This is a genomic window from Brevibacterium sp. MGP-B1, assembly GCF_057766545.1.
This window is the reverse complement of record NZ_CM173407.1, coordinates 2,459,756-2,476,183: the sequence shown is the minus strand read 5'-3', so window position 1 is coordinate 2,476,183 and position 16,428 is coordinate 2,459,756. Positions and strand designations below refer to the sequence as shown.

The 16,428-nt window shown below is 66.1% G+C and carries 20 protein-coding genes; 7 read left to right on the top strand and 13 right to left on the bottom strand.

Features of this window, described 5'->3' with window-relative positions:
* Positions 1 to 18: 18 nt before the first annotated feature.
* Genes AC3CD9_RS11270 through AC3CD9_RS11255 form a run of 4 tightly spaced genes read right to left on the bottom strand, consistent with a single transcriptional unit; the run spans position 19 to position 3,579 of the window.
* A complete protein-coding gene (locus AC3CD9_RS11270) occupies positions 19 to 1,203 on the bottom strand; it encodes a zinc-dependent alcohol dehydrogenase (RefSeq protein ID WP_488363950.1) in 1,185 nt (394 codons plus the stop codon).
* Positions 1,204 to 1,245: 42 nt separating this feature from the next.
* Positions 1,246 to 1,488: a CDGSH iron-sulfur domain-containing protein gene (locus tag AC3CD9_RS11265; protein WP_488363949.1), complete on the bottom strand. Its 243-nt coding sequence runs from the start codon at positions 1,486 to 1,488 to the stop codon at positions 1,246 to 1,248.
* Positions 1,472 to 2,425 (bottom strand): glycosyltransferase family 2 protein, encoded by a 954-nt coding sequence (locus AC3CD9_RS11260; RefSeq protein ID WP_488363948.1) that lies wholly within the window; start codon positions 2,423 to 2,425, stop codon positions 1,472 to 1,474. Before AC3CD9_RS11260 ends, AC3CD9_RS11265 begins: the two co-directional genes overlap by 17 nt.
* Before the next feature lie 53 nt (positions 2,426 to 2,478).
* Positions 2,479 to 3,579 carry an iron-containing redox enzyme family protein gene (locus AC3CD9_RS11255; RefSeq protein ID WP_488363947.1) on the bottom strand — a complete coding sequence of 367 codons (1,101 nt, stop codon included), beginning with the start codon at positions 3,577 to 3,579 and terminating at the stop codon, positions 2,479 to 2,481.
* Between the two features lie 317 nt (positions 3,580 to 3,896).
* Here AC3CD9_RS11255 and AC3CD9_RS11250 point away from each other — a divergent pair, with 317 nt between their 5' ends.
* The 3 genes from AC3CD9_RS11250 to AC3CD9_RS11240 are packed head-to-tail and all read left to right on the top strand — an operon-like array spanning position 3,897 to position 5,081.
* Positions 3,897 to 4,310: a CBS domain-containing protein gene (locus tag AC3CD9_RS11250; protein WP_488363946.1), complete on the top strand. Its 414-nt coding sequence runs from the start codon at positions 3,897 to 3,899 to the stop codon at positions 4,308 to 4,310.
* 42 nt (positions 4,311 to 4,352) lie between these two features.
* Positions 4,353 to 4,625, top strand: a complete 273-nt coding sequence (locus AC3CD9_RS11245; protein WP_488363945.1) for a hypothetical protein — start codon at positions 4,353 to 4,355, stop codon at positions 4,623 to 4,625.
* Positions 4,626 to 4,643: 18 nt separating this feature from the next.
* The gene (locus AC3CD9_RS11240) at positions 4,644 to 5,081 is read left to right on the top strand and encodes a hypothetical protein (protein WP_488363944.1); all 438 of its coding nucleotides are present in this window, start codon (positions 4,644 to 4,646) and stop codon (positions 5,079 to 5,081) included.
* Positions 5,082 to 5,147: 66 nt separating this feature from the next.
* Here AC3CD9_RS11240 and AC3CD9_RS11235 read toward each other — a convergent pair whose 3' ends face one another.
* Positions 5,148 to 6,158, bottom strand: a complete 1,011-nt coding sequence (locus AC3CD9_RS11235; RefSeq protein WP_488363943.1) for a DNA topoisomerase IB — start codon at positions 6,156 to 6,158, stop codon at positions 5,148 to 5,150.
* Positions 6,159 to 6,323: 165 nt separating this feature from the next.
* On the opposite strand from AC3CD9_RS11235, the gene AC3CD9_RS11230 reads away from it, so the two are divergent.
* The 4 genes from AC3CD9_RS11230 to AC3CD9_RS11215 are packed head-to-tail and all read left to right on the top strand — an operon-like array spanning position 6,324 to position 8,734.
* Positions 6,324 to 6,797: a hypothetical protein gene (locus tag AC3CD9_RS11230; RefSeq protein ID WP_488363942.1), complete on the top strand. Its 474-nt coding sequence runs from the start codon at positions 6,324 to 6,326 to the stop codon at positions 6,795 to 6,797.
* Positions 6,794 to 8,023 carry an NRAMP family divalent metal transporter gene (locus AC3CD9_RS11225; RefSeq protein WP_488363941.1) on the top strand — a complete coding sequence of 410 codons (1,230 nt, stop codon included), beginning with the start codon at positions 6,794 to 6,796 and terminating at the stop codon, positions 8,021 to 8,023. Before AC3CD9_RS11230 ends, AC3CD9_RS11225 begins: the two co-directional genes overlap by 4 nt.
* Positions 8,020 to 8,433: a hypothetical protein gene (locus AC3CD9_RS11220; protein WP_488363940.1), complete on the top strand. Its 414-nt coding sequence runs from the start codon at positions 8,020 to 8,022 to the stop codon at positions 8,431 to 8,433. The genes AC3CD9_RS11225 and AC3CD9_RS11220 overlap by 4 nt, the downstream gene beginning before the upstream one ends.
* Entirely contained in the window at positions 8,420 to 8,734 is a 315-nt protein-coding gene (locus AC3CD9_RS11215; protein WP_488363939.1) for a PRC-barrel domain-containing protein, read from the top strand. The genes AC3CD9_RS11220 and AC3CD9_RS11215 overlap by 14 nt, the downstream gene beginning before the upstream one ends.
* A gap of 33 nt (positions 8,735 to 8,767) precedes the next feature.
* On the opposite strand, the gene AC3CD9_RS11210 is transcribed toward AC3CD9_RS11215, so the two are convergent.
* From AC3CD9_RS11210 to AC3CD9_RS11175, 8 genes are all read right to left on the bottom strand, one after another.
* Positions 8,768 to 9,136 carry a hypothetical protein gene (locus AC3CD9_RS11210; RefSeq protein ID WP_488363938.1) on the bottom strand — a complete coding sequence of 123 codons (369 nt, stop codon included), beginning with the start codon at positions 9,134 to 9,136 and terminating at the stop codon, positions 8,768 to 8,770.
* A 120-nt stretch (positions 9,137 to 9,256) separates the two neighbouring features.
* Positions 9,257 to 10,036, bottom strand: coding sequence for a GAF and ANTAR domain-containing protein (locus tag AC3CD9_RS11205; RefSeq protein ID WP_488363937.1), 780 nt, complete (start codon positions 10,034 to 10,036; stop codon positions 9,257 to 9,259).
* A 72-nt stretch (positions 10,037 to 10,108) separates the two neighbouring features.
* Positions 10,109 to 10,516 (bottom strand): hypothetical protein, encoded by a 408-nt coding sequence (locus AC3CD9_RS11200; RefSeq protein ID WP_488363936.1) that lies wholly within the window; start codon positions 10,514 to 10,516, stop codon positions 10,109 to 10,111.
* Positions 10,513 to 11,238, bottom strand: coding sequence for a GAF and ANTAR domain-containing protein (locus tag AC3CD9_RS11195; RefSeq protein WP_488363935.1), 726 nt, complete (start codon positions 11,236 to 11,238; stop codon positions 10,513 to 10,515). The genes AC3CD9_RS11200 and AC3CD9_RS11195 overlap by 4 nt, the downstream gene beginning before the upstream one ends.
* A 114-nt stretch (positions 11,239 to 11,352) precedes the next feature.
* Positions 11,353 to 12,489, bottom strand: coding sequence for a hypothetical protein (locus tag AC3CD9_RS11190; protein WP_488363934.1), 1,137 nt, complete (start codon positions 12,487 to 12,489; stop codon positions 11,353 to 11,355).
* 143 nt (positions 12,490 to 12,632) lie between these two features.
* Entirely contained in the window at positions 12,633 to 13,535 is a 903-nt protein-coding gene (locus AC3CD9_RS11185; protein WP_488363933.1) for a glycosyltransferase family 2 protein, read from the bottom strand.
* Entirely contained in the window at positions 13,532 to 14,971 is a 1,440-nt protein-coding gene (locus AC3CD9_RS11180) for a PfkB family carbohydrate kinase (RefSeq protein ID WP_488363932.1), read from the bottom strand. The genes AC3CD9_RS11185 and AC3CD9_RS11180 overlap by 4 nt, the downstream gene beginning before the upstream one ends.
* Entirely contained in the window at positions 14,968 to 16,368 is a 1,401-nt protein-coding gene (locus AC3CD9_RS11175) for an aldehyde dehydrogenase family protein (protein WP_488363931.1), read from the bottom strand. Before AC3CD9_RS11175 ends, AC3CD9_RS11180 begins: the two co-directional genes overlap by 4 nt.
* Positions 16,369 to 16,428 lie beyond the last annotated feature (60 nt).

Here is a 16,428-nt window from a genome sequence, read left to right as displayed (position 1 = left end):
CCCTTGTGCCGAAGCGGTTTATGATTCCGCGTTCGGATCGAGGACGACCTTGATGCAGCCGTCTGTCTTCTGCTGGAACATCTCGTAGGCCTCGGGAGCGGATTCGAGGGGGAGCCGGTGGGTGACGAGGTCGTCGACCCCCAGCGGATCCGCGGAATCCTCGACCAGGGGAAGGAGGTCATCGGTCCAGCTGCGGACATTGCACTGTCCCATCCGCAGTTGGATCTGCTTGTCGAAGAGAGTGAGCAGCGGCATGGGTGACAGCGCTCCTCCGTAGACTCCGCTGAGCGAGAGGGTGCCGCCGCGACGGACAAGATCGATTGCCGCGTGGAGGACCGCGGTCCTGTCGATTCCGCTGGTCTCCATGAGCTTGCGCGCGGCCGGCGGCGGAAGCAGACCGGTCGCCTGCTGTGCGGCTGAGGCCAGCGGGGACCCGTGGGCTTCCATCCCGACGGCGTCGACGACGGCGTCTGGTCCGCGCCCGGAGGTGGCCTCTCTGATGGCCGAATGTGCATCTTCGTCGAAGTCGAAGACCTCGATTCCGTGGCGAGCGGCCATGTCACGCCGTTCGGGGACCGGGTCGAGGCCGAAGACCTGCGCGCCGAGGTGTCTGCCGATGCGGGCGGCGAACTGTCCGACGGGCCCCAGGCCGTAGACGGCGAGTGAGTCTCCTTCCCTGATCCCGGCGTATTTCACCGCCTGCCATGCCGTGGGGAGGATGTCGCTGAGGAAGAGGTAGCGGTGGTCGGGAAGGTCGGCGCCGACCTTGATCGGCCCGACGTCGGCATAGGGGACACGGAGGTATTCTGCCTGCCCGCCGGGCACGGATCCGTAGAGTCGAGAGTAGCCGAACAGCTGTGCCCCGGACCCGTACTGCCTCACCTGTGTGGTTTCGCATTGGGAGTAGAGTCCCTGCTCGCACATCCAGCAGCGGCCGCAGGAGATGGGAAACGGCACGACCACTCGGTCGTCGGTGGACAAGCCGGATTCGGGGCCGGCCTCGACGACTCGACCCATCGTCTCGTGTCCGATGATGTCTCCGCGGTCCATGAATGGCCCCAGCACTTCGTAGAGATGGAGGTCGGAACCGCAGATGGCGGTGGAGGTGACTTCGATGATCGCGTCATTGGACTTGTGGCGGATCGGATCGTCGACCGTCTCCACCGAGATGTCTCGTTTGCCTTGCCAGGTGACTGCTCGCATTGCTCTCTCCTTCTCAATCGACAGTGTGTTCGTCTGCTCGGGCTATCCGTCTTCCGAGGAAGGTTCTGCTGCCGGCGGTGCGGGCGCACGGAAGCCGACCGCGCGATGGGAGCCGTCGCACAACGGAGGTATGCCGGTCTTGCCGCACCGGCACAGGGCGACCACCCGGCGATCGGATGCCGTCTCCTCCCGCCCCGGTGCTGTGAGGACGGCGAAGTCGCCGCGGACGAGCAGAGGCCCGTCGGGGCAGGGGGTGATGGTGGCGGGTTCAACGGGTTTCGACACGACTCGTCTCCTTCTCGAGGCTTCTCAGTGTGCGGAGGGAATGCGCGGAAGTCCGGAAACGTCGTCCCCGGTAAAGGGCACCGCCACGCAGAGCGCTGCCGAGCGCGATCCAGGAGCAGACTGCTCGTTCAGTCAGCCAGAGCGGCGCCCACAGCGCGCTGTCAGCGGAATAGACTGTGCGACCTGCTGCCCTGCGCCGCCCCGCCTCGGCAAGGACGACAGAGAGGACGGCGGCGAGCAGCAGTCGACGAGGCTTCCGAACGAGCAGCAGGATCAGCGGTGCGAGCGCGAGTTCGACGACCCACTTCTGCGGTTGAGCGCGGCTGTCATAGGCTTGGCGCACTCTCTGAGAGAGGAAGGCTCTCGCTGATGGAGGACGTCTGTCCACATAGCAGTCGGAGACGGAACGGACTCGGCCTCCGCGGGCCAGTACGGTGCGCATGAGCTCGAGGTTCTCGAACAGGACGTCGCCGTCGTATCCGAGAAGGAGGACGTCGGTGCGCACGGCAAGGGTGCCGGGGTAGTCGGCGGCGAAAGCGCGGTTGATGAGGCTCCTGGCTGTGTCCCACTTCGCGTGCCAGGGCAGGCGTCGGCGGTGCGCTGAGGTGAAGATGTTCTGCGGCACTGCGAGTTCGCATGTCTCGAGCGCGGTGAGGACGTGCCGGAGGTCTGCAGGGGAGTATCGGACGTCGTCGTCGGCGATGATGGTGTGCTTCCACCTCAGCAGCGGCAGCGCCGTGTGGATTCCCGCCACCTTGCCGTTGGGCGCGAGCGCAACGTTGCAGTCGATGACGGTGATGGGATGCGAGAAGCTCGACCTGTGCCGTGTTCGCAGCGGTTCTGGGGACCCATCGACGACTATGACGTCAACGAAGGGCGTGAGCGTATCGACGTAGTCGACCAGCTCCGACAGGTTCGCGTCATCGGTCCAGCTCATCGGCAGGATGTAGTGGGACCGCAGCACTGGGGCAGCGGAACTCGGGGACGCCCTCACCGCGGCGTCCTGCCTGCGACGGATCGCAGCGAACTGGCGCCGACCGACCAGGCTTCGAGCATGTGGGATCCGCTGATGTCGTCGAGGCGGAGGCAGGCGGCGGCACCGAAGAGGATGTCGGGGATGAGGCCGGGCTCATCATCGGCGGCTCCTCCCGCGAGGTCGTGCGCCGCGATCTGCTCGTGCACGGCGTCGGCCTCGACGTGCTCATCGAAATACCATGTGACGTCCCGGCCGAAGCCGTTCCTGCTGAAGGCGCGGGAGTAGAGGCCGTTGGGAATGGACGAGGTCATCTCGAATGCGGCCAGATGTCCGATGGCAGCACCTCGCAGGCGTCGGTTGAGACCGAAGAGATTCATCGCGTTCACCGAAGTGAGAGTGACCGCAGGGACCTCGTCGAGGTAATGGTCGGGCCAGTCGTCGAGACCGAATCCGCGCAGCGTCCCGGCGAAGATCTCGGCGTGGACGTGGTCGGGTCTGCCGCCTCCGTACTCGTCGGCCTGGATCTCGACGAGAGCTGCCTTCGCCCGACCGCGGAGTCGGGGGATCGCCCAGGAATGGGGATCTGCTTCGCGGAGGGTGTAGATCGACTTGTGGATGAGGAATTCTCGGAGCTGATCGATCGAGGCGTGCCGCGCCGCCCACGTGGCCAGTTCCGGCTGCGCCACTTCGCTCGTCATGGAGAACAGCGTCTCGGCCAGCTCTGCGCCGGAGCGCGGAACGCGGTCCGGCAACGGCGCGAGTGCTCGCAGCACGGTCTCGAAGCGGCGCTCGATCCTGCCGCGGATCCCGATCAGCGAAGGGTTCCACTCCCAGTCTCCACGCACGAAATCGGCAGGACCGGTGTGCAGGACGTAGAGAAGGTGGAGCGCCAGCTGCAGATCCTCGTCACGGAGCAGGTCCTCACTCGACACCAGCGCGGAAGACACCGCCGCGTCGAGTTCGGGCAGCAGTTCAGCGGCCTCTCCGCCGTCAGACGTGAGCACGCTGAGCAGCAGCGAGCTCACCTCGCCTCTCGGCCGAGGCCCGAGCCCGAGGCTTGGGGCGGCGCCCGGCACAGGGCTGTTCAGCTCGTCGATCGCACCTGTCTGTGTCATCCGCGGGCTCCTCATCGTCGGTGGTGGCTGAACTGACAGCGTGACAAAGTGCAGTGCCGGTGTCAGCGGCCGTACGAGACTCATACTTCATCGCCGCTGAGAACATGCGCAGCCGTGCGCAGAGCTTCGGCTCAAGGCCGAACGCCTGCGGTCCGGAACGGCAACGGTGTCTGAGGCACCCGTCCCGGGCGGCCGCCCCCTGGACACTCCTCGGGAGCAGTCAGCATGATGAGTGTCCCGCAGCCGGAGGGTCGGTCGTCCGACCGTCCCCGCTGTGGGAGAGAAACCACGCACACCGACACGAGGAGATGATGACGATGACGACAGCACGTGAACTGATGACTCCGGGCGCGAAGTGCGTCGGCGAGAACGAGACACTCGAGAAGGCCGCACAGCACATGCGCGAAGACGGTTTCGGGTCCCTTCCGATCTGCGGCGAGGACAACCGCCTCAAAGGCATGATCACCGATCGTGACATCGTCGTGAAGTGCATCGCCGAGGGCGGAGATCCGAAGACGGCGACAGCCGGAGATCTGGCCCAGGGCAAGCCGGTGACCATCGGTGCCGATGACAACGTCAGCGAGGCACTGCAGACCATGAAGGACCATCAGGTCCGCCGTCTTCCCGTCATCGACGGGCACGAGCTCGTGGGCATGCTCGCTCAGGCCGATGTGGCCCGCAGCGAGTGGGACACCCGCATCGGCGATCTTGTGGAGAAGATGTCCGAGTGAGATCGCAGGCAGCAGCCGCGAACAGGAACGAGAGGAGACGCTGTGACCGAAGCGAAGACGACGAGAGACCATGACGAGATCAGGAGATGGGCCGAAGCCCGCAACGGCGTTCCTGCCTCGGTGAAGGGCACTGAAGATGACGGACCGGGGGTCCTCCGGTTCGATTTCCCCGGCGGTGCCGGCGAGGACGAGCTCACTCACATCGAATGGGATGAATGGTTCGAGAAATTCGATGAGAAGGGTCTGTCTCTGCTCTATCAGGACACTGCCGCGAACGGCGACGAGAGCACCTTCTTCAAACTCGTCAACGACTGAATTGCAGGAGAGGCGAACATGACCATCGGGAATCTGATCAGGCGCGGCGGTGCCGGCGTCGGCAGCGGCATCGCGGCGACGACGGCGATGAGCGCCGCGCTCGCGGCCGCCGAAGTGACCGGTTTCGTGGATCGCCAGCCGCCGCGGCTCATCATCGAGAAGCTTCTTCCCGACCTTTCGGACCCGGCCACGAACTTCACTGCGGGCCTCGCTCATGTCGCCTACGGGGCCTCGGCGGGAGCCGCCTATTCGTCTCTCGTCCCTCTGCGATGGCAGAACCGGGGCACCGGTGTCGCCTACGGTACCGCGATCTGGGCGCTCGGCTATGAGGGATGGCTGCCCGCGCTGGGCGTCCTCCCGCCGGCGCATCGGGACAGGCCGAGCCGGGCCCTTGCGGTTTTCGCAGCCCACCTCGTCTATGGGTGGAGGCTCGGTTCGGACCGACGGGAGAGCTGAGCGAGACAATCGGTCCGGTCGCTGCCTCGACGGCGGCGGCCGGACCTCTTGCGTGTCCGCACAGGCTCAGTCCTGCTCGATTGGGACCGCGCCGAGGAGATCTCGCACATCCGTCTCCGTGCGCGGAGGCTGTTCCGGCGGATTCTCGAGAAAGGCGGAGACCAGGCGCGGATCGATATATGAGTTCCTCGCCACGGCCGTGGTGTCGGTGAGGAATGCAGCTGTGGCCTTGACCGCCTCTCTCAGCTGCGTCTGCCGAGCAGTCCGGGACGCTTCCTGTGCCTCGGCCCATGGCAGCTCGTGAGCGGCGACGACGGTCGCCCGCCACGTGCGCAGGTCCTTCGCGCTGAAGTCGTGTCCGGCGACGTCTCGGATATAGTCGTTGACGGCCGCAGCGGACAGTTGCTGCCAGCTTTCGGCCGCCGTGGTGGCGGGTGCTCGTGATCTCGCGGCCGGATAGGCGAGTAGTTCAGCTACGGCGTCCTGCTTGAGCATGGGGGAGAGAGCACGGGTGAGATCATGGTCCTCGACGGAGAGGTCCCACTGCTTTCCTCCCTTGCCCACGAAGCACAGGTGCAGATGCGAGCCCTTGATGCGTGCATGACGGACCTCGAGAGTCGTGACGCCGTATGTTCCGTTCTCTCGCGCGTATTCCCTGTTGCCGATGCGCAGACCGGCGATGTCGATGAGGCGGAAGGCCGCCGCCAGGGCCTTTCGGGGCCCATGCCCACGGGCGCGCAGATCGAGAGTCACGCGGCGCCGTGAGTTCGGCAGCGCCCACGCCAGCGACAGAGCCCGTTCGAACTTCTCGGTTCGGCGCTCGGTCGTCCAGTCCTCGTGATAGATGTACTGGCGTCGCCCGGCCGCGTCGACTCCGGTGGCCTGGATGTGTCCCCGTTCGACGGGGCTGATCCAGACCTCCTTCCAAGCGGGAGGAATGACCAGCGAGCGGATCCTGTCCAGCTCGGCCCCGGAGGTGACCCTGCTGCCGTCGGTTCTCGTATAGAAGAATCCTCTGCCGGCACCTTTCCTCCGGATGCCCTCGCCGCTGGGATCGACGCGCACGATGTTTCTCATGGCCCCAGAATGTCGATGCCGAGCCCGAGGCGAAAGGGGATTGACAGATGCGGCGGCATCGTCTGCGAAGCGGAGCAGATGCATGAGTCTCAGCCTTCCGTGGTCGCTGAACTGGGCCCCGCGTTACCGTGAGAATCCGTTGTGAAACCGAGGAGAGGTGGACAGATGAGCGTATCTCGTGAGTTCAGCGGCCTGTGCCGCACGTGCCTCCTCTTCCTGCTGACACTCGCGCTCCTGCTCCTCTCGGGCTGTGTCACCTCCGAAGGAGGGCCCGTCGGTGAGCTGCGGAGAGCGGCTGACCAGGCCCAGTCCGCGGTCGCTACCGTCGAAGACTCCTTCAGTCAGTACCGCCGCGGCGGAACTCTGGGCACAGTGGCAGAGACGACCACAGAGGACATGCTCAGTCAGCTCGAGAAGACGCAGAAACAGGTCTTCGAACTCAGTGTCGACGCCCCGGCCGAGGGTCGTCAGCGCTCGGCCGTCCTCGAGGAGATCACCGATGCCGCGAGAGCGATCACCGGCGCCGAGGACTTCATCGGCGACTCCAGCTCGCATTCCGCGGGGGAGGTGGAACGTACGCTCCGAGACAGTCGCGACCGCCTCGCGGCGCGCGTCGACTCTTTGGACCCGCCGCAATGAAGAAGATCGTCGGAGTCCTGCTGGGGCTGCTCACCGCGATCGGCGGGTTCGTCGACATCGGCGACCTCGTCGTCGAAGCCGAAGTCGGGTCCCGTTTCGGTCTGTCCCTGGTATGGGTGGTGGTTCTCGGACTCATCGGGGTCTGCGTCTTCACACAGATGTCGGGGCGAGTCAGCGCCGTGAGCAATCGAGCCACGTTCGACATCATCCGTGAACGGCTCGGGCCCCGAGCCGGCATTGCGAACCTCGGCGCCTCCTTCTTCATCAACCTGCTCACTCTCACCGCCGAGGTCGGCGGCATCGCCTTGGCCCTGCAGCTGGCGAGCAGCGTGAATTACCTCCTCTGGGTGCCGGTGGCCGCTGTGGCGGTGTGGCTCATCATCTGGCGGGTGAAGTTCTCGAAGATGGAGAAGCTCGTCCCCCTCTTCGGTCTCGCGCTCGTCGGATTCGCCGTCGCAGTCTTCCTGCTGGGACCCGATTGGAACGACCTGATGACGCAGGCGACAAAACCGAGCGTGCCCGAAGACGAGCATGTGTCGACCTACTGGTATTTCGCCATCTCCCTCTTCGGGTCCGCGATGACTCCCTACCAGGTGTTCTTCTACTCCTCGAGTGCGATCGAAGAGAAGTGGACGGTGAAGAAGATCGCGGATTCGCGGATGAATATCCTCATCGGCTATCCCATCGGAGGGCTGGTCGCGCTCTCGATCGCGGTCTGTGCGACCATCGTGCTCTTCCCGCAGGGCATCGCCGTCAGCTCGCTGACGCAGACGGTGCTGCCGGTCGCCGAGGCGGGCGGCAAACTGCTGCTGGCAGTCGTCATCCTCGGGATGGTCGCGGCCACGACGGGGGCCGCGCTCGAGACCACTCTGTCGACCGGGTATACGATCGCGCAGTTCTTCGGTTGGACCTGGGGCAAGACCCGCAAACCTGCCGAGGCCGCGCGCTTCCACGTGACGATCATCGTCTGCCTCGTCCTCGGCGTGGCGGTGCTCGCGACAGGAGTCGACCCCGTCCAGGTCACGGAGATCTCGGTGGTCTTCTCCGCCATCGCCCTGCCGTTGACGTATTTGCCGATCCTCATCGTCGCCAACGATCGCGAATACATGGGCAAGCACGTCAACGGACGCGTCACCAACGCAGTGGCGCTGGTCTATCTCGGCCTCGTCCTCATCGCCTCCGTTGCAGCCATCCCTCTGATGATCATCACAGGAGCAGGATCATGAACGACGACCGCACGAACTCCGAGAACCGTGGTGGGAACGACGGCAGCAGAACATTGGACGTGCGACTCCACCTTCTGGACCGCCAGATGCGTGACATCAACGACCGCACGATCGGGGTCGTCGACGACGTCGAACTCAGCGACGTCCCCTTCGACGAACCACTGGACCCGGACGCGGAGGCACCGACGGTCACTCACCTGCTGACCGGGCCGGTGCTGGCGACGCGGATCTTCGGCGGACGTCCGCCGAAGAGCCGCTGGCATCGGATCTCCTGGGAGGACGTCTCGGACGTCGACGTCGCTGTCGAACTCGGCGTCGACGGCGAGGAGCTCAGCGTGATGTGGGTCGAACAGTGGATGCGTCACCACATCGTCGCCCGGATCCCCGGAGGCCGCGATGATCCTCAGTGACCTGCTCGATTCGCGCGTGCTCGACTCCGCGGGAGAGCCTGTCGGCTGGGTCCTCGACGTCAGATTCGTCAAGGATGGGAGCCGGTTGAGGCTCGAATCGCTCATCGTCGGCCCCCACCGGAGGATGCCCTTCCTCGGCTATGAGCGCACGGGCATGGACCGACCGAAGCTCTTCGCTGGGCTGTTCCGTCGGATGCATGCCGGTTCGCTGGTCGTCCCCTGGGCGGCGGTCGAACGGATCGACGCGAACCAGGTCCGTCTGCGTCATGATTTCAGTGCTGAACAGCTCATCCCACGATGACGCGCTGTTCGGCAGGACAGAAACCCGTCACGGTCACTCGCCCTCTGTCTGCCCCCTGCGGTGAGCAGACGGCAGAGCCCCATCGGTCTGCTGTGCAGTCTCAGTCCGCTGTTTGTGCTTGGGCAGAACGGGCAGCTGTACTCGAATGTCCGAATCCTCGTCCATATGCTGGCGGGCGATGGGGCACGTGACCGTGATGGGGAGCCGCCGATTGAGTGTGTCCTCAAGGGCACGAGCCATCAGCTCCCGGCAGTGCTGCTCGCTGTCGATCGACTCGATGGCCTCGCAGTAGACGAACATGATCTCATCCGACGAGATCGTGTAGTGAAGAGAGGCGACGAGCTTCCCGGGAAGGTAGAGGTCGAATTTGGAAGCTTCGCTGTTGTTGAGCAGGGTGTACACAGTGATCCCCTTGAGTTCAGGAAAGAGGCCATCTGCTTGACCGGTTCTCAGCTTAGCCCACTGCTCAACTGAGTAACAAGTGATGTTCTGAGAAGATCGTCGACCGGGTGGCAACCTGCGTCAGTCGGTGATCATTCCCGGCAGCGAACCGGTCCGGACGAACTCTTCGGCCACCTCGCGCAGCTTCGTGTTCGTGTTCGAGCTGACCTTCGTCAGCAGCAGGAATGCCTCGTGCTCACTGATCTTGTGCCGCTCCATGAGTATCCCCTTGGCCTGACCGATGAGGTCCCGCGAGGCCACTGCTTCGTAGAGCTGACCCTGTTTCTGCGCGTTGGCCAGGGCCAACGAGGCGTGAGCGGCCAGTCCGCTCCCGATGTCCTCAGCCTCCTCGTCGAATGCGTGGGCGCTCGTCGAATAGAGGTTGAGGGCACCGAGACTGTCGACCTCGACGAAGAGCTGAAAGGCGAGCATGCTCTTCACCCCCTCGGCAATCGCACTGGAGGCGAATCGCGGCCAGGGAGTGGGAGCGGAAAGATCTGGGACGCGGACGATGCGGTGTTCGCGGATGGAGTCGAAGCATGGGCCCTCCTGCAGTTCCGACTGCAGGGCGTCAAGACGTTCGGGGACCATGTGGGAGGGAGCACGGGAACGAATGCAGTTGTCCCGACTGACGATGGACAGGGACGCGTAGTCGGCTTCGGGGATGACCCTGAGCGCCTCGGCCACCATCGCTCCGAGAACCAGGTCGTCCGGTTCCAGAGCGAGCGAGCGCGCCCATTCGCCGAGCTGCGCCGTCAGTCGATGCCCCTCTGGAACACGACCGGTCGGCCCCGTGCCCGCGGCTGCGTCCGGCAGCACTTCGCGGTTGTCCTCAGTCGATTCTGCTGACGTCTCGTCCATCAGAGATGCCGCTCCCATCGTGTCTCAGGTGTCGGCCCCACGGTGCTTTCCGCGACCGTGCGAACCGTGTTTTCAATGTTCGTTCGACCCGGGGTCCTCGTCAATGGGTTCCGGAAGGCGGCTATGCTCGTTCGTCGCCTTGCTCGGGCCGTCGGTGCGGTCGAGCAGTCCGTCGCTGCGGTCATGCACATCGTTGCTGTAGGGTGCGCGCGGAGGCTCCGGTCGAGCATCGATGAGCTCATTGATCGCCTGTGCGAGGATGTCGTGCTGCACGGGCGAGAGGGCATAGGACGAGTTGATGTAGGCATCGAGTTCGTACTCTCCCACGCTGCCGCCGATACTGAAGTAGTGAAGCCAGATCTCCTTGACCGACATCCGCCAGTAGCGAACGGCTTTGGCCAGCTGCCGTCTGAGCTGTTCGTCGGAGTCCATGTCTCCGGGCTCTCCGAAAGCGGGATTGTCAGGGGACGGACCGGTCATCTGTCTCTGTCATCTCCTCGCTGCGTCGAGGCGATGATGCCCTCGGCGCAGGAGAGCAGGCTCTGCCCGCCCGCACGCGCAAGCCCGATGAGCTGGGCCATCGCGGTGTCCGCGTCGAGGGCGCGCTCGGTCATGAGCACTCCCTTGGCGAGGTTGATGATGTCGCGTGTGGCCAGCGCCGACTGCAGTGACTCGCTGAGGCGGGCCGGCAGATCCGTCGACTGCACGTGTGCGAGCAGCGCCGAGGCCGGTCCTGCGAACAGCTCGAGCAGGCGGATGGTCTCATCGTCGAAGGCGCCCGCAGCTGCGGAATAGACTTTGATCGCCCCGAGCGCGGTCTCTTCATGGACGAGCGGCACGCTGAGCACCGAACGGATCGGCAGGTGGGCGACCGCGTTCGTCCAGCGCGGCCACCGTTCCTCGTCCCCGATGTCGTCGATGAGCATGGGCCTCTGGGCCGCCCAGGCGCTCAGGCATGGCCCTTCCCCGGTCGTGTACTGCTGGGCGTCGGCATCGCTGACGATCTCGTCGGTGCTGCCCGTGCTCATGGGGCGGCCGGCTGGGTCGAGGACAGTGGCACCGGCTCCGAGCGCATAGGGGATCGCCGCTTTGGCCGCCTCCGAGAGGAGGATGACCGCGTTGTCGACGGTCTTCTCGTCGAGGAGCATGGAATTCATCCGCGCGAACACCGTCGACAGTTCGTCCAACGGTAGGTCGACCATCAGACTCGCCTCCCTGGTCAGGGCACAGATTCCGGGGTCCTTGCCGGTACGGATACAGTAACATCGAAGCACCTGGAGCGGTCGCGGCTCATCGCTTCCGGTCCGGTCTGCCTCTCAGCGCAGAGTTGTCTTCAGCTCTTCGATGCGTGCGGTGAGCGCGGCGATGTCGAGCTCGCGGCTCGCCTCGCGCAGCTCCCGAGTCTGATCCGGGCACAGGATGCCGGATCTGACGAGCCGCGAGACCGGTGTGTCGGGCCGATCGTATTCGCGCCGACGTTCACCCGCCGGGGTCAGGCGCCACCCCACGGGGTTCTTCACGGGCATGAAGAAGTTGAGGCGATCGCCCAGAGCCGTCCACAGCTCGTTGACCCGCTCGACCGCAGCGCCGAGGTCGCTGTTCGAGCCCAGCGGAAGGTCGCGCTCGCTGAAAGTCCAATCGGGGACGCGCGCGCCTTGTCGCAGGTCGCTCATACTGTGGAATTCGATGAGGTTCTCGCTCGCCCATCCCTCGATGTCGTCGGCAGGCAGCGGGGGAGCCAGCAGGATGCCGGTGACGATGAACGGGACTGCGCGCACCATCTCTGCGAGCATGTCCACGACCGGCATATCGGGAGTGAAGGTCTGCGTGTGCACCCACCCGATCTCGACGTCGGTGAATGTCATGGTGGCGCAGTCCTGACCTGTCGGGGTCGTGACGGTCAGCAGCTCGACGATGAAGTATCCGGGTTCGGGCTCGAGGAGCGAGCGCATGCGCTGCCGCGGAAGCGAAGCACGCATCCCCGCCCCGGTGCCGGTCAGCCACGAATCGTCGTGGTCGCCGTTCTTGGCAGCGCGCAGGTACCGATCGATGGTCGCTGCTGAGATGTCGAGGAGCTCCTGCCGCACGGACGACGAGTAGCCGCGGTGTCCTTCGCGGAGGTGGCCGTGCCTCTCTAGGGAGTCGAGACAGTCCGACATCGCGGCCTCGAGGTATTTGCCGCAGGGACGGCCGGAGGACTTCCACACGAGTTCGAGGGCCCGCTGGGCGCGGGGGGAGAACTTCTTCGGCTTGAGTCGGCGGCGGTCGACGACGGAGTCGAGGGAGACGCCGGCCCGGATCTGGTGGATCTGACTGCGAAGCTGATGGCGCGCGTGGTCGCGTGTCCAGCCGGTCGCCTCGGTGAGCGTGTCGAGGATCGTGCCCTTGCCCTTGCGTGATGACGCCTCATAGGAGCGGGCGTAGGTGCGGGCCAGTTGGATGGGTGAAGTCATGATGTCATCCTCCGAATCGGGTCGAGGAGCCGCGGGAGCTCCCGTGTTGCCAATGACGCTATTGAGGGCGGAATGCGCGCGGAAGGGTCTTTACAGATCCGCAGATTTCGCCTAGGTGCGCCGTTCTGCGACAGCTGAAAGGGTCAATCGAGACACTCGCTCACCTCGCAGTCCCTCTCCGTCAGAGTCGTCGGCGACTCGAGATGCACAGCGCCGCTCGGGATGAGACCCGCTCCGCCGAAGCGGTTCATCACCTGCCGCTGGCAGTAGACGTCCTCTCCCACGTGGTCGGCCGGCAGCCGATCCCAGAAGTCGAAGCCGCCCGAGCGCAGGAGGCTGATCCTGTCGAAGAGCACACAGCCGCCGACCCAGTCGACGCGGTAGAGGCGGGGGTCGGAGACGGTGTATCCGCGCTCTGCGGCGATGTGGCTGAGGTTGGCCGCGTTGTGCAGCCGCCAGCGCTGAGACTCCTCGCTGCTATGCGGCGTCTCGGGCCCCACCGAGCCCTCCCATTCCGCGAAGCCGCCCCATTCGGCCGGGCGGCGATCATCGAGGAAGGACAGTCCCTGGACGGCGGATCCGACGAATCCGCAGCCGGCGGAGATCAGTGCCGCCTCCATTCGGGCGACGGTTCCGGGTTCGAGCCACACATCGTCATCGAGGCAGAGGACGGAATCGGCCCGGCTCAGCGTCAGCAGGCGGTGTCTCTGCTGGGCCATGCCCCGTTTGGGGAGGTTGCGTACGAGGCGGACCTCGCGTCCCTGGGCACGCAGCAGGCCGACCATGGCGCTGACCGCGGGTTCCTCGGCCGCGGGCCGCTGCGACTGGTCGCTGACGATTACGTCGAAGTCCGCATCGAGCTGAGCCGCCAGCCCGGAGAGGGTGACGGCGAGCTCGGCCGGGCGGTCACAGGTCGGGATGAGCACCTCGATCCGCGCGTTCGCGCCGCTGTCGGCGGGAGCCCGCCCCCATTCGTCACAGCGGCGGACCTGCGATGTTGCTGTGCCGCTGCCGGCTAGGCCGCAGTGGTCGAGTAACGCTGTCATGACGACACCGTGCCTGCCGGTGATGGCAGAGAATCCCTGTCGCGAACGTCGACGAGAGGGATCTGCCCGGTGGTGGGCAGGTCGATGCCTGGGCTGCCGCCGTTCGAATCGAAGGCGATGACGTCGGGGCACAGCGATTCGATGACCTCGGCGGCCGAGGCCGTATATTCGGCGACGAGATCGACACAGGGGTGGGTGCTGAGCTGCTGCATCCGCATGCGCAGACGTGCGCCCTCCTCTCCCGAATCCCGGTCGACGGCGACGACGAGATAGTCGCCGAGGCGGCGCGCCGCGGCGAGGAATGCGGAGTCTTGGGCCCGCAGAGGGTCGAAGTGTCCGAGCGCGAGCACCGTCCGGCGGGGGCCTCCGACGAGATGCAGCAGGTCGTCGGCCGCGCACAGGGACGTCCCTTCTGCGCAGATCGCGACGTTCGCGGCCATCTGGGCGAACTCGGCTGCCCGCGCGAGCTGCAGGCCGGCGAGCATCGCCATGGTCAGTCCGGCGACGAAGGTGTCTCCGGCACCGCTGGCCTGCCTCTCCGGCACCGGATGGGCCGTGGTGCGATGGACGGTCCCGCTCCCGTCAACGGCCACGGACCCGTCTTTGTCGAGGGTGATGACGGCGGACTCGGCGGCCATCGCCTCGCGCACCTGCGGAGCCAGCTGCTCGGCGATCTCCATCCGGTGCGGGCTGTTATGGAATGCAGTGCCGAGCAGCCGCTCGGTTTCGCCGACGTTCGGAGTCACGACGCTCGGCCGCAGCGCCTTCCACCGCTCGGGCTCGTGTGCGTCGACGACGGTGAGCCCGGGGCGCACCGCCTCGGTCAGCCCGTCGACCAGCCCTGCCGAGTGGACGGGCCCGCCGTAGTCGGCGATGACGAGTGCTTCGCTGCCGTCGAGCGCCCGCAGCGTCCGAACATGCAGCTCCTCGTCCCAGCTTTCGGCACCGGGGCTGTCATCCTTCCCGCCGAGGCGATCGAGCCGCAGCAGGATGTGGTCGTCGACGACGATCCGCGTCTTCTTCGGCGTCGTCGCCTGCGTCGAGGTGATGAGGCCGCTGACATCGACACCAGCGGCGGCAAGGAGGTCGCTGACCGTTCTGCCCGCCTCATCGTCCCCGATCACACCGACCATTCGCACCCGGGCACCGAGGGCCGCGAGGTTCATCGCGGTGTTGGCCGCTCCACCGGGCGCCAAGATCTCGCTGTCCTGTTCGACGACGGCGACCGGCGCCTCACGGGCCAGTCGCGAGGAGCATCCGGACAGCCACGCATCGAGGACGACGTCGCCGAGGACGGTGATGACCGGCGCTGCGGACACGATCTCCTGGACCTCCTCGCGGGTGAGCCCTGCGGTGCCCGGGCCGACATCGGATTCCGCGGCTGCAGTGCGCGGATGCCCGCTGTCGGCAGGGACGAGAGTCTGTTCCGTCTTCATCGGCCCTGCCCTCCTGCCGGTGCGACGTGGACGACCGAGGTCGTGGTCATCTCGTCGAGGAGTTCGGGGCCGAACCCGAAGCCCGAGCCGCTCTCGCCCCGCGGCTCCGCCGAACCGCCCGGAGCACCGCCGAACACGTCGTTGATCTTCACCGTTCCCACCCGCAGCGCGTCGACGGCTTCGAGGGTGTGGCCGATGTCGGCGGTCAGCACGGTCGCGGCCAGTCCGAAGGAGCCAGAGCGCGCCAGTGACAGAGCCTCAGCGAAATCGTCGGCGACGCAGACCGGAGCCACCGGTCCGAAGACCTCCCGGTCGACGACGGGCATTCCCGGGCGGCAGTCGACGAGCACCGTGGCCGGATAGTGGGCGCCGGGTCCGTTGGGCACCTCTGCGCCCGTGAGTGCTCGTGCTCCGGCATCGACCGACTCGCGCGCGAGCGAGTGGACAGTGCGTCGATGATTGCGGTCGACGAGGGGCTGGGGTGAGCGCTCGCCGTTGATCCGCTCGGCCTCGGTGACGAGGGCGGAGACGAAGTCCTCGGCAATCTCGCGGTGGACGATGATCCGCTCCACCGAGGTGCAGATCTGCCCGGCGTTCGCGAACGACCCGAGTGCCGCCTGCTGCCCCGCCCACTGCGGGTCGACGCCCGAATCGACGATGAGCGGGTCGTTGCCTCCGTTCTCCCGGATGACGTGCGCGCCGTGGGCGGCGGCCCGGAGGTGGATGTCGAGGCCCGCGCTGCTCGAGCCGACGTGGGCGCAGAGTGAGATCTGCTCGTTCTCGGTGAGCAGCCGACCCACGCTCTGGCCCCCGGTGACGGTGTGCATCACCGAGGACGGAAGCACGGAGGCGCAGATCTCACCGAGGCGGAGGCCGAGGTGAGGACAGCGCTCGCTCGGTTTGTGGACGACGGTGTTGCCGCTGACCAGCGCCGCCGAGACGAGTCCCATGGCGATCGCCACCGGATCGTTCCAGGGCGTGATCACTGCGGCCACGCCATGGGCTCGGTGCCGCGTATAGTCCGCCGCCTGGCGATCGCCGCGGAGGCTGTGTCCGCGGTGGACGGGGCCGAGTTCGGCATACTGGCGAAGAGTGCCGATGGCCGCCTCGATGCCGCCGCGGGCGTCGTCGAGGCTCTTGCCCGTCTCCTGCCGGTTGAGCCGGGCCAGTTCGTCGGTCGCTTCGGTCAGCCGATCGGCGAGGAGATGGAGAAGGCGGGCGCGTTCGACGATGGGAGTGGCCTCCCAGTCCGCCTGGGCTTCGGCAGCGGCGGAGACCGCTGCTGCGACCGCGCTGGGCGTATCGCAGCCGACCTCGCCGACAGCCGACCCGTCGGCAGGGTTCTGTATAGTGATCGTCGAGACGATGTCGGTGTCGATGGTCGTCACGTCAGTCATGAGATCCTCCTGGCGCTGTGTGAATGGTGCGAATGGAATGTGATGGGAACGGAGCGGCTG

What these genes read in the sequence shown, in the direction of transcription:
- AC3CD9_RS11185 (WP_488363933.1), bottom strand. Translation starts at nt 13,535, where the DNA reads ATGACAGCGTTACTCGACCACTGCGGCCTAGCCGGCAGCGGCACAGCA.
- AC3CD9_RS11220 (WP_488363940.1), top strand. Translation starts at nt 8,020, where the DNA reads ATGAACGACGACCGCACGAACTCCGAGAACCGTGGTGGGAACGACGGC.
- AC3CD9_RS11180 (WP_488363932.1), bottom strand. Translation starts at nt 14,971, where the DNA reads ATGAAGACGGAACAGACTCTCGTCCCTGCCGACAGCGGGCATCCGCGC.
- AC3CD9_RS11190 (WP_488363934.1), bottom strand. Translation starts at nt 12,489, where the DNA reads ATGACTTCACCCATCCAACTGGCCCGCACCTACGCCCGCTCCTATGAG.
- AC3CD9_RS11200 (WP_488363936.1), bottom strand. Translation starts at nt 10,516, where the DNA reads ATGACCGGTCCGTCCCCTGACAATCCCGCTTTCGGAGAGCCCGGAGAC.
- AC3CD9_RS11270 (WP_488363950.1), bottom strand. Translation starts at nt 1,203, where the DNA reads ATGCGAGCAGTCACCTGGCAAGGCAAACGAGACATCTCGGTGGAGACG.
- AC3CD9_RS11225 (WP_488363941.1), top strand. Translation starts at nt 6,794, where the DNA reads ATGAAGAAGATCGTCGGAGTCCTGCTGGGGCTGCTCACCGCGATCGGC.
- AC3CD9_RS11240 (WP_488363944.1), top strand. Translation starts at nt 4,644, where the DNA reads ATGACCATCGGGAATCTGATCAGGCGCGGCGGTGCCGGCGTCGGCAGC.
- AC3CD9_RS11255 (WP_488363947.1), bottom strand. Translation starts at nt 3,579, where the DNA reads ATGACACAGACAGGTGCGATCGACGAGCTGAACAGCCCTGTGCCGGGC.
- AC3CD9_RS11205 (WP_488363937.1), bottom strand. Translation starts at nt 10,036, where the DNA reads ATGGACGAGACGTCAGCAGAATCGACTGAGGACAACCGCGAAGTGCTG.
- AC3CD9_RS11195 (WP_488363935.1), bottom strand. Translation starts at nt 11,238, where the DNA reads ATGGTCGACCTACCGTTGGACGAACTGTCGACGGTGTTCGCGCGGATG.
- AC3CD9_RS11230 (WP_488363942.1), top strand. Translation starts at nt 6,324, where the DNA reads ATGAGCGTATCTCGTGAGTTCAGCGGCCTGTGCCGCACGTGCCTCCTC.
- AC3CD9_RS11175 (WP_488363931.1), bottom strand. Translation starts at nt 16,368, where the DNA reads ATGACTGACGTGACGACCATCGACACCGACATCGTCTCGACGATCACT.
- AC3CD9_RS11235 (WP_488363943.1), bottom strand. Translation starts at nt 6,158, where the DNA reads ATGAGAAACATCGTGCGCGTCGATCCCAGCGGCGAGGGCATCCGGAGG.
- AC3CD9_RS11250 (WP_488363946.1), top strand. Translation starts at nt 3,897, where the DNA reads ATGACGACAGCACGTGAACTGATGACTCCGGGCGCGAAGTGCGTCGGC.
- AC3CD9_RS11215 (WP_488363939.1), top strand. Translation starts at nt 8,420, where the DNA reads ATGATCCTCAGTGACCTGCTCGATTCGCGCGTGCTCGACTCCGCGGGA.
- AC3CD9_RS11260 (WP_488363948.1), bottom strand. Translation starts at nt 2,425, where the DNA reads ATGAGCTGGACCGATGACGCGAACCTGTCGGAGCTGGTCGACTACGTC.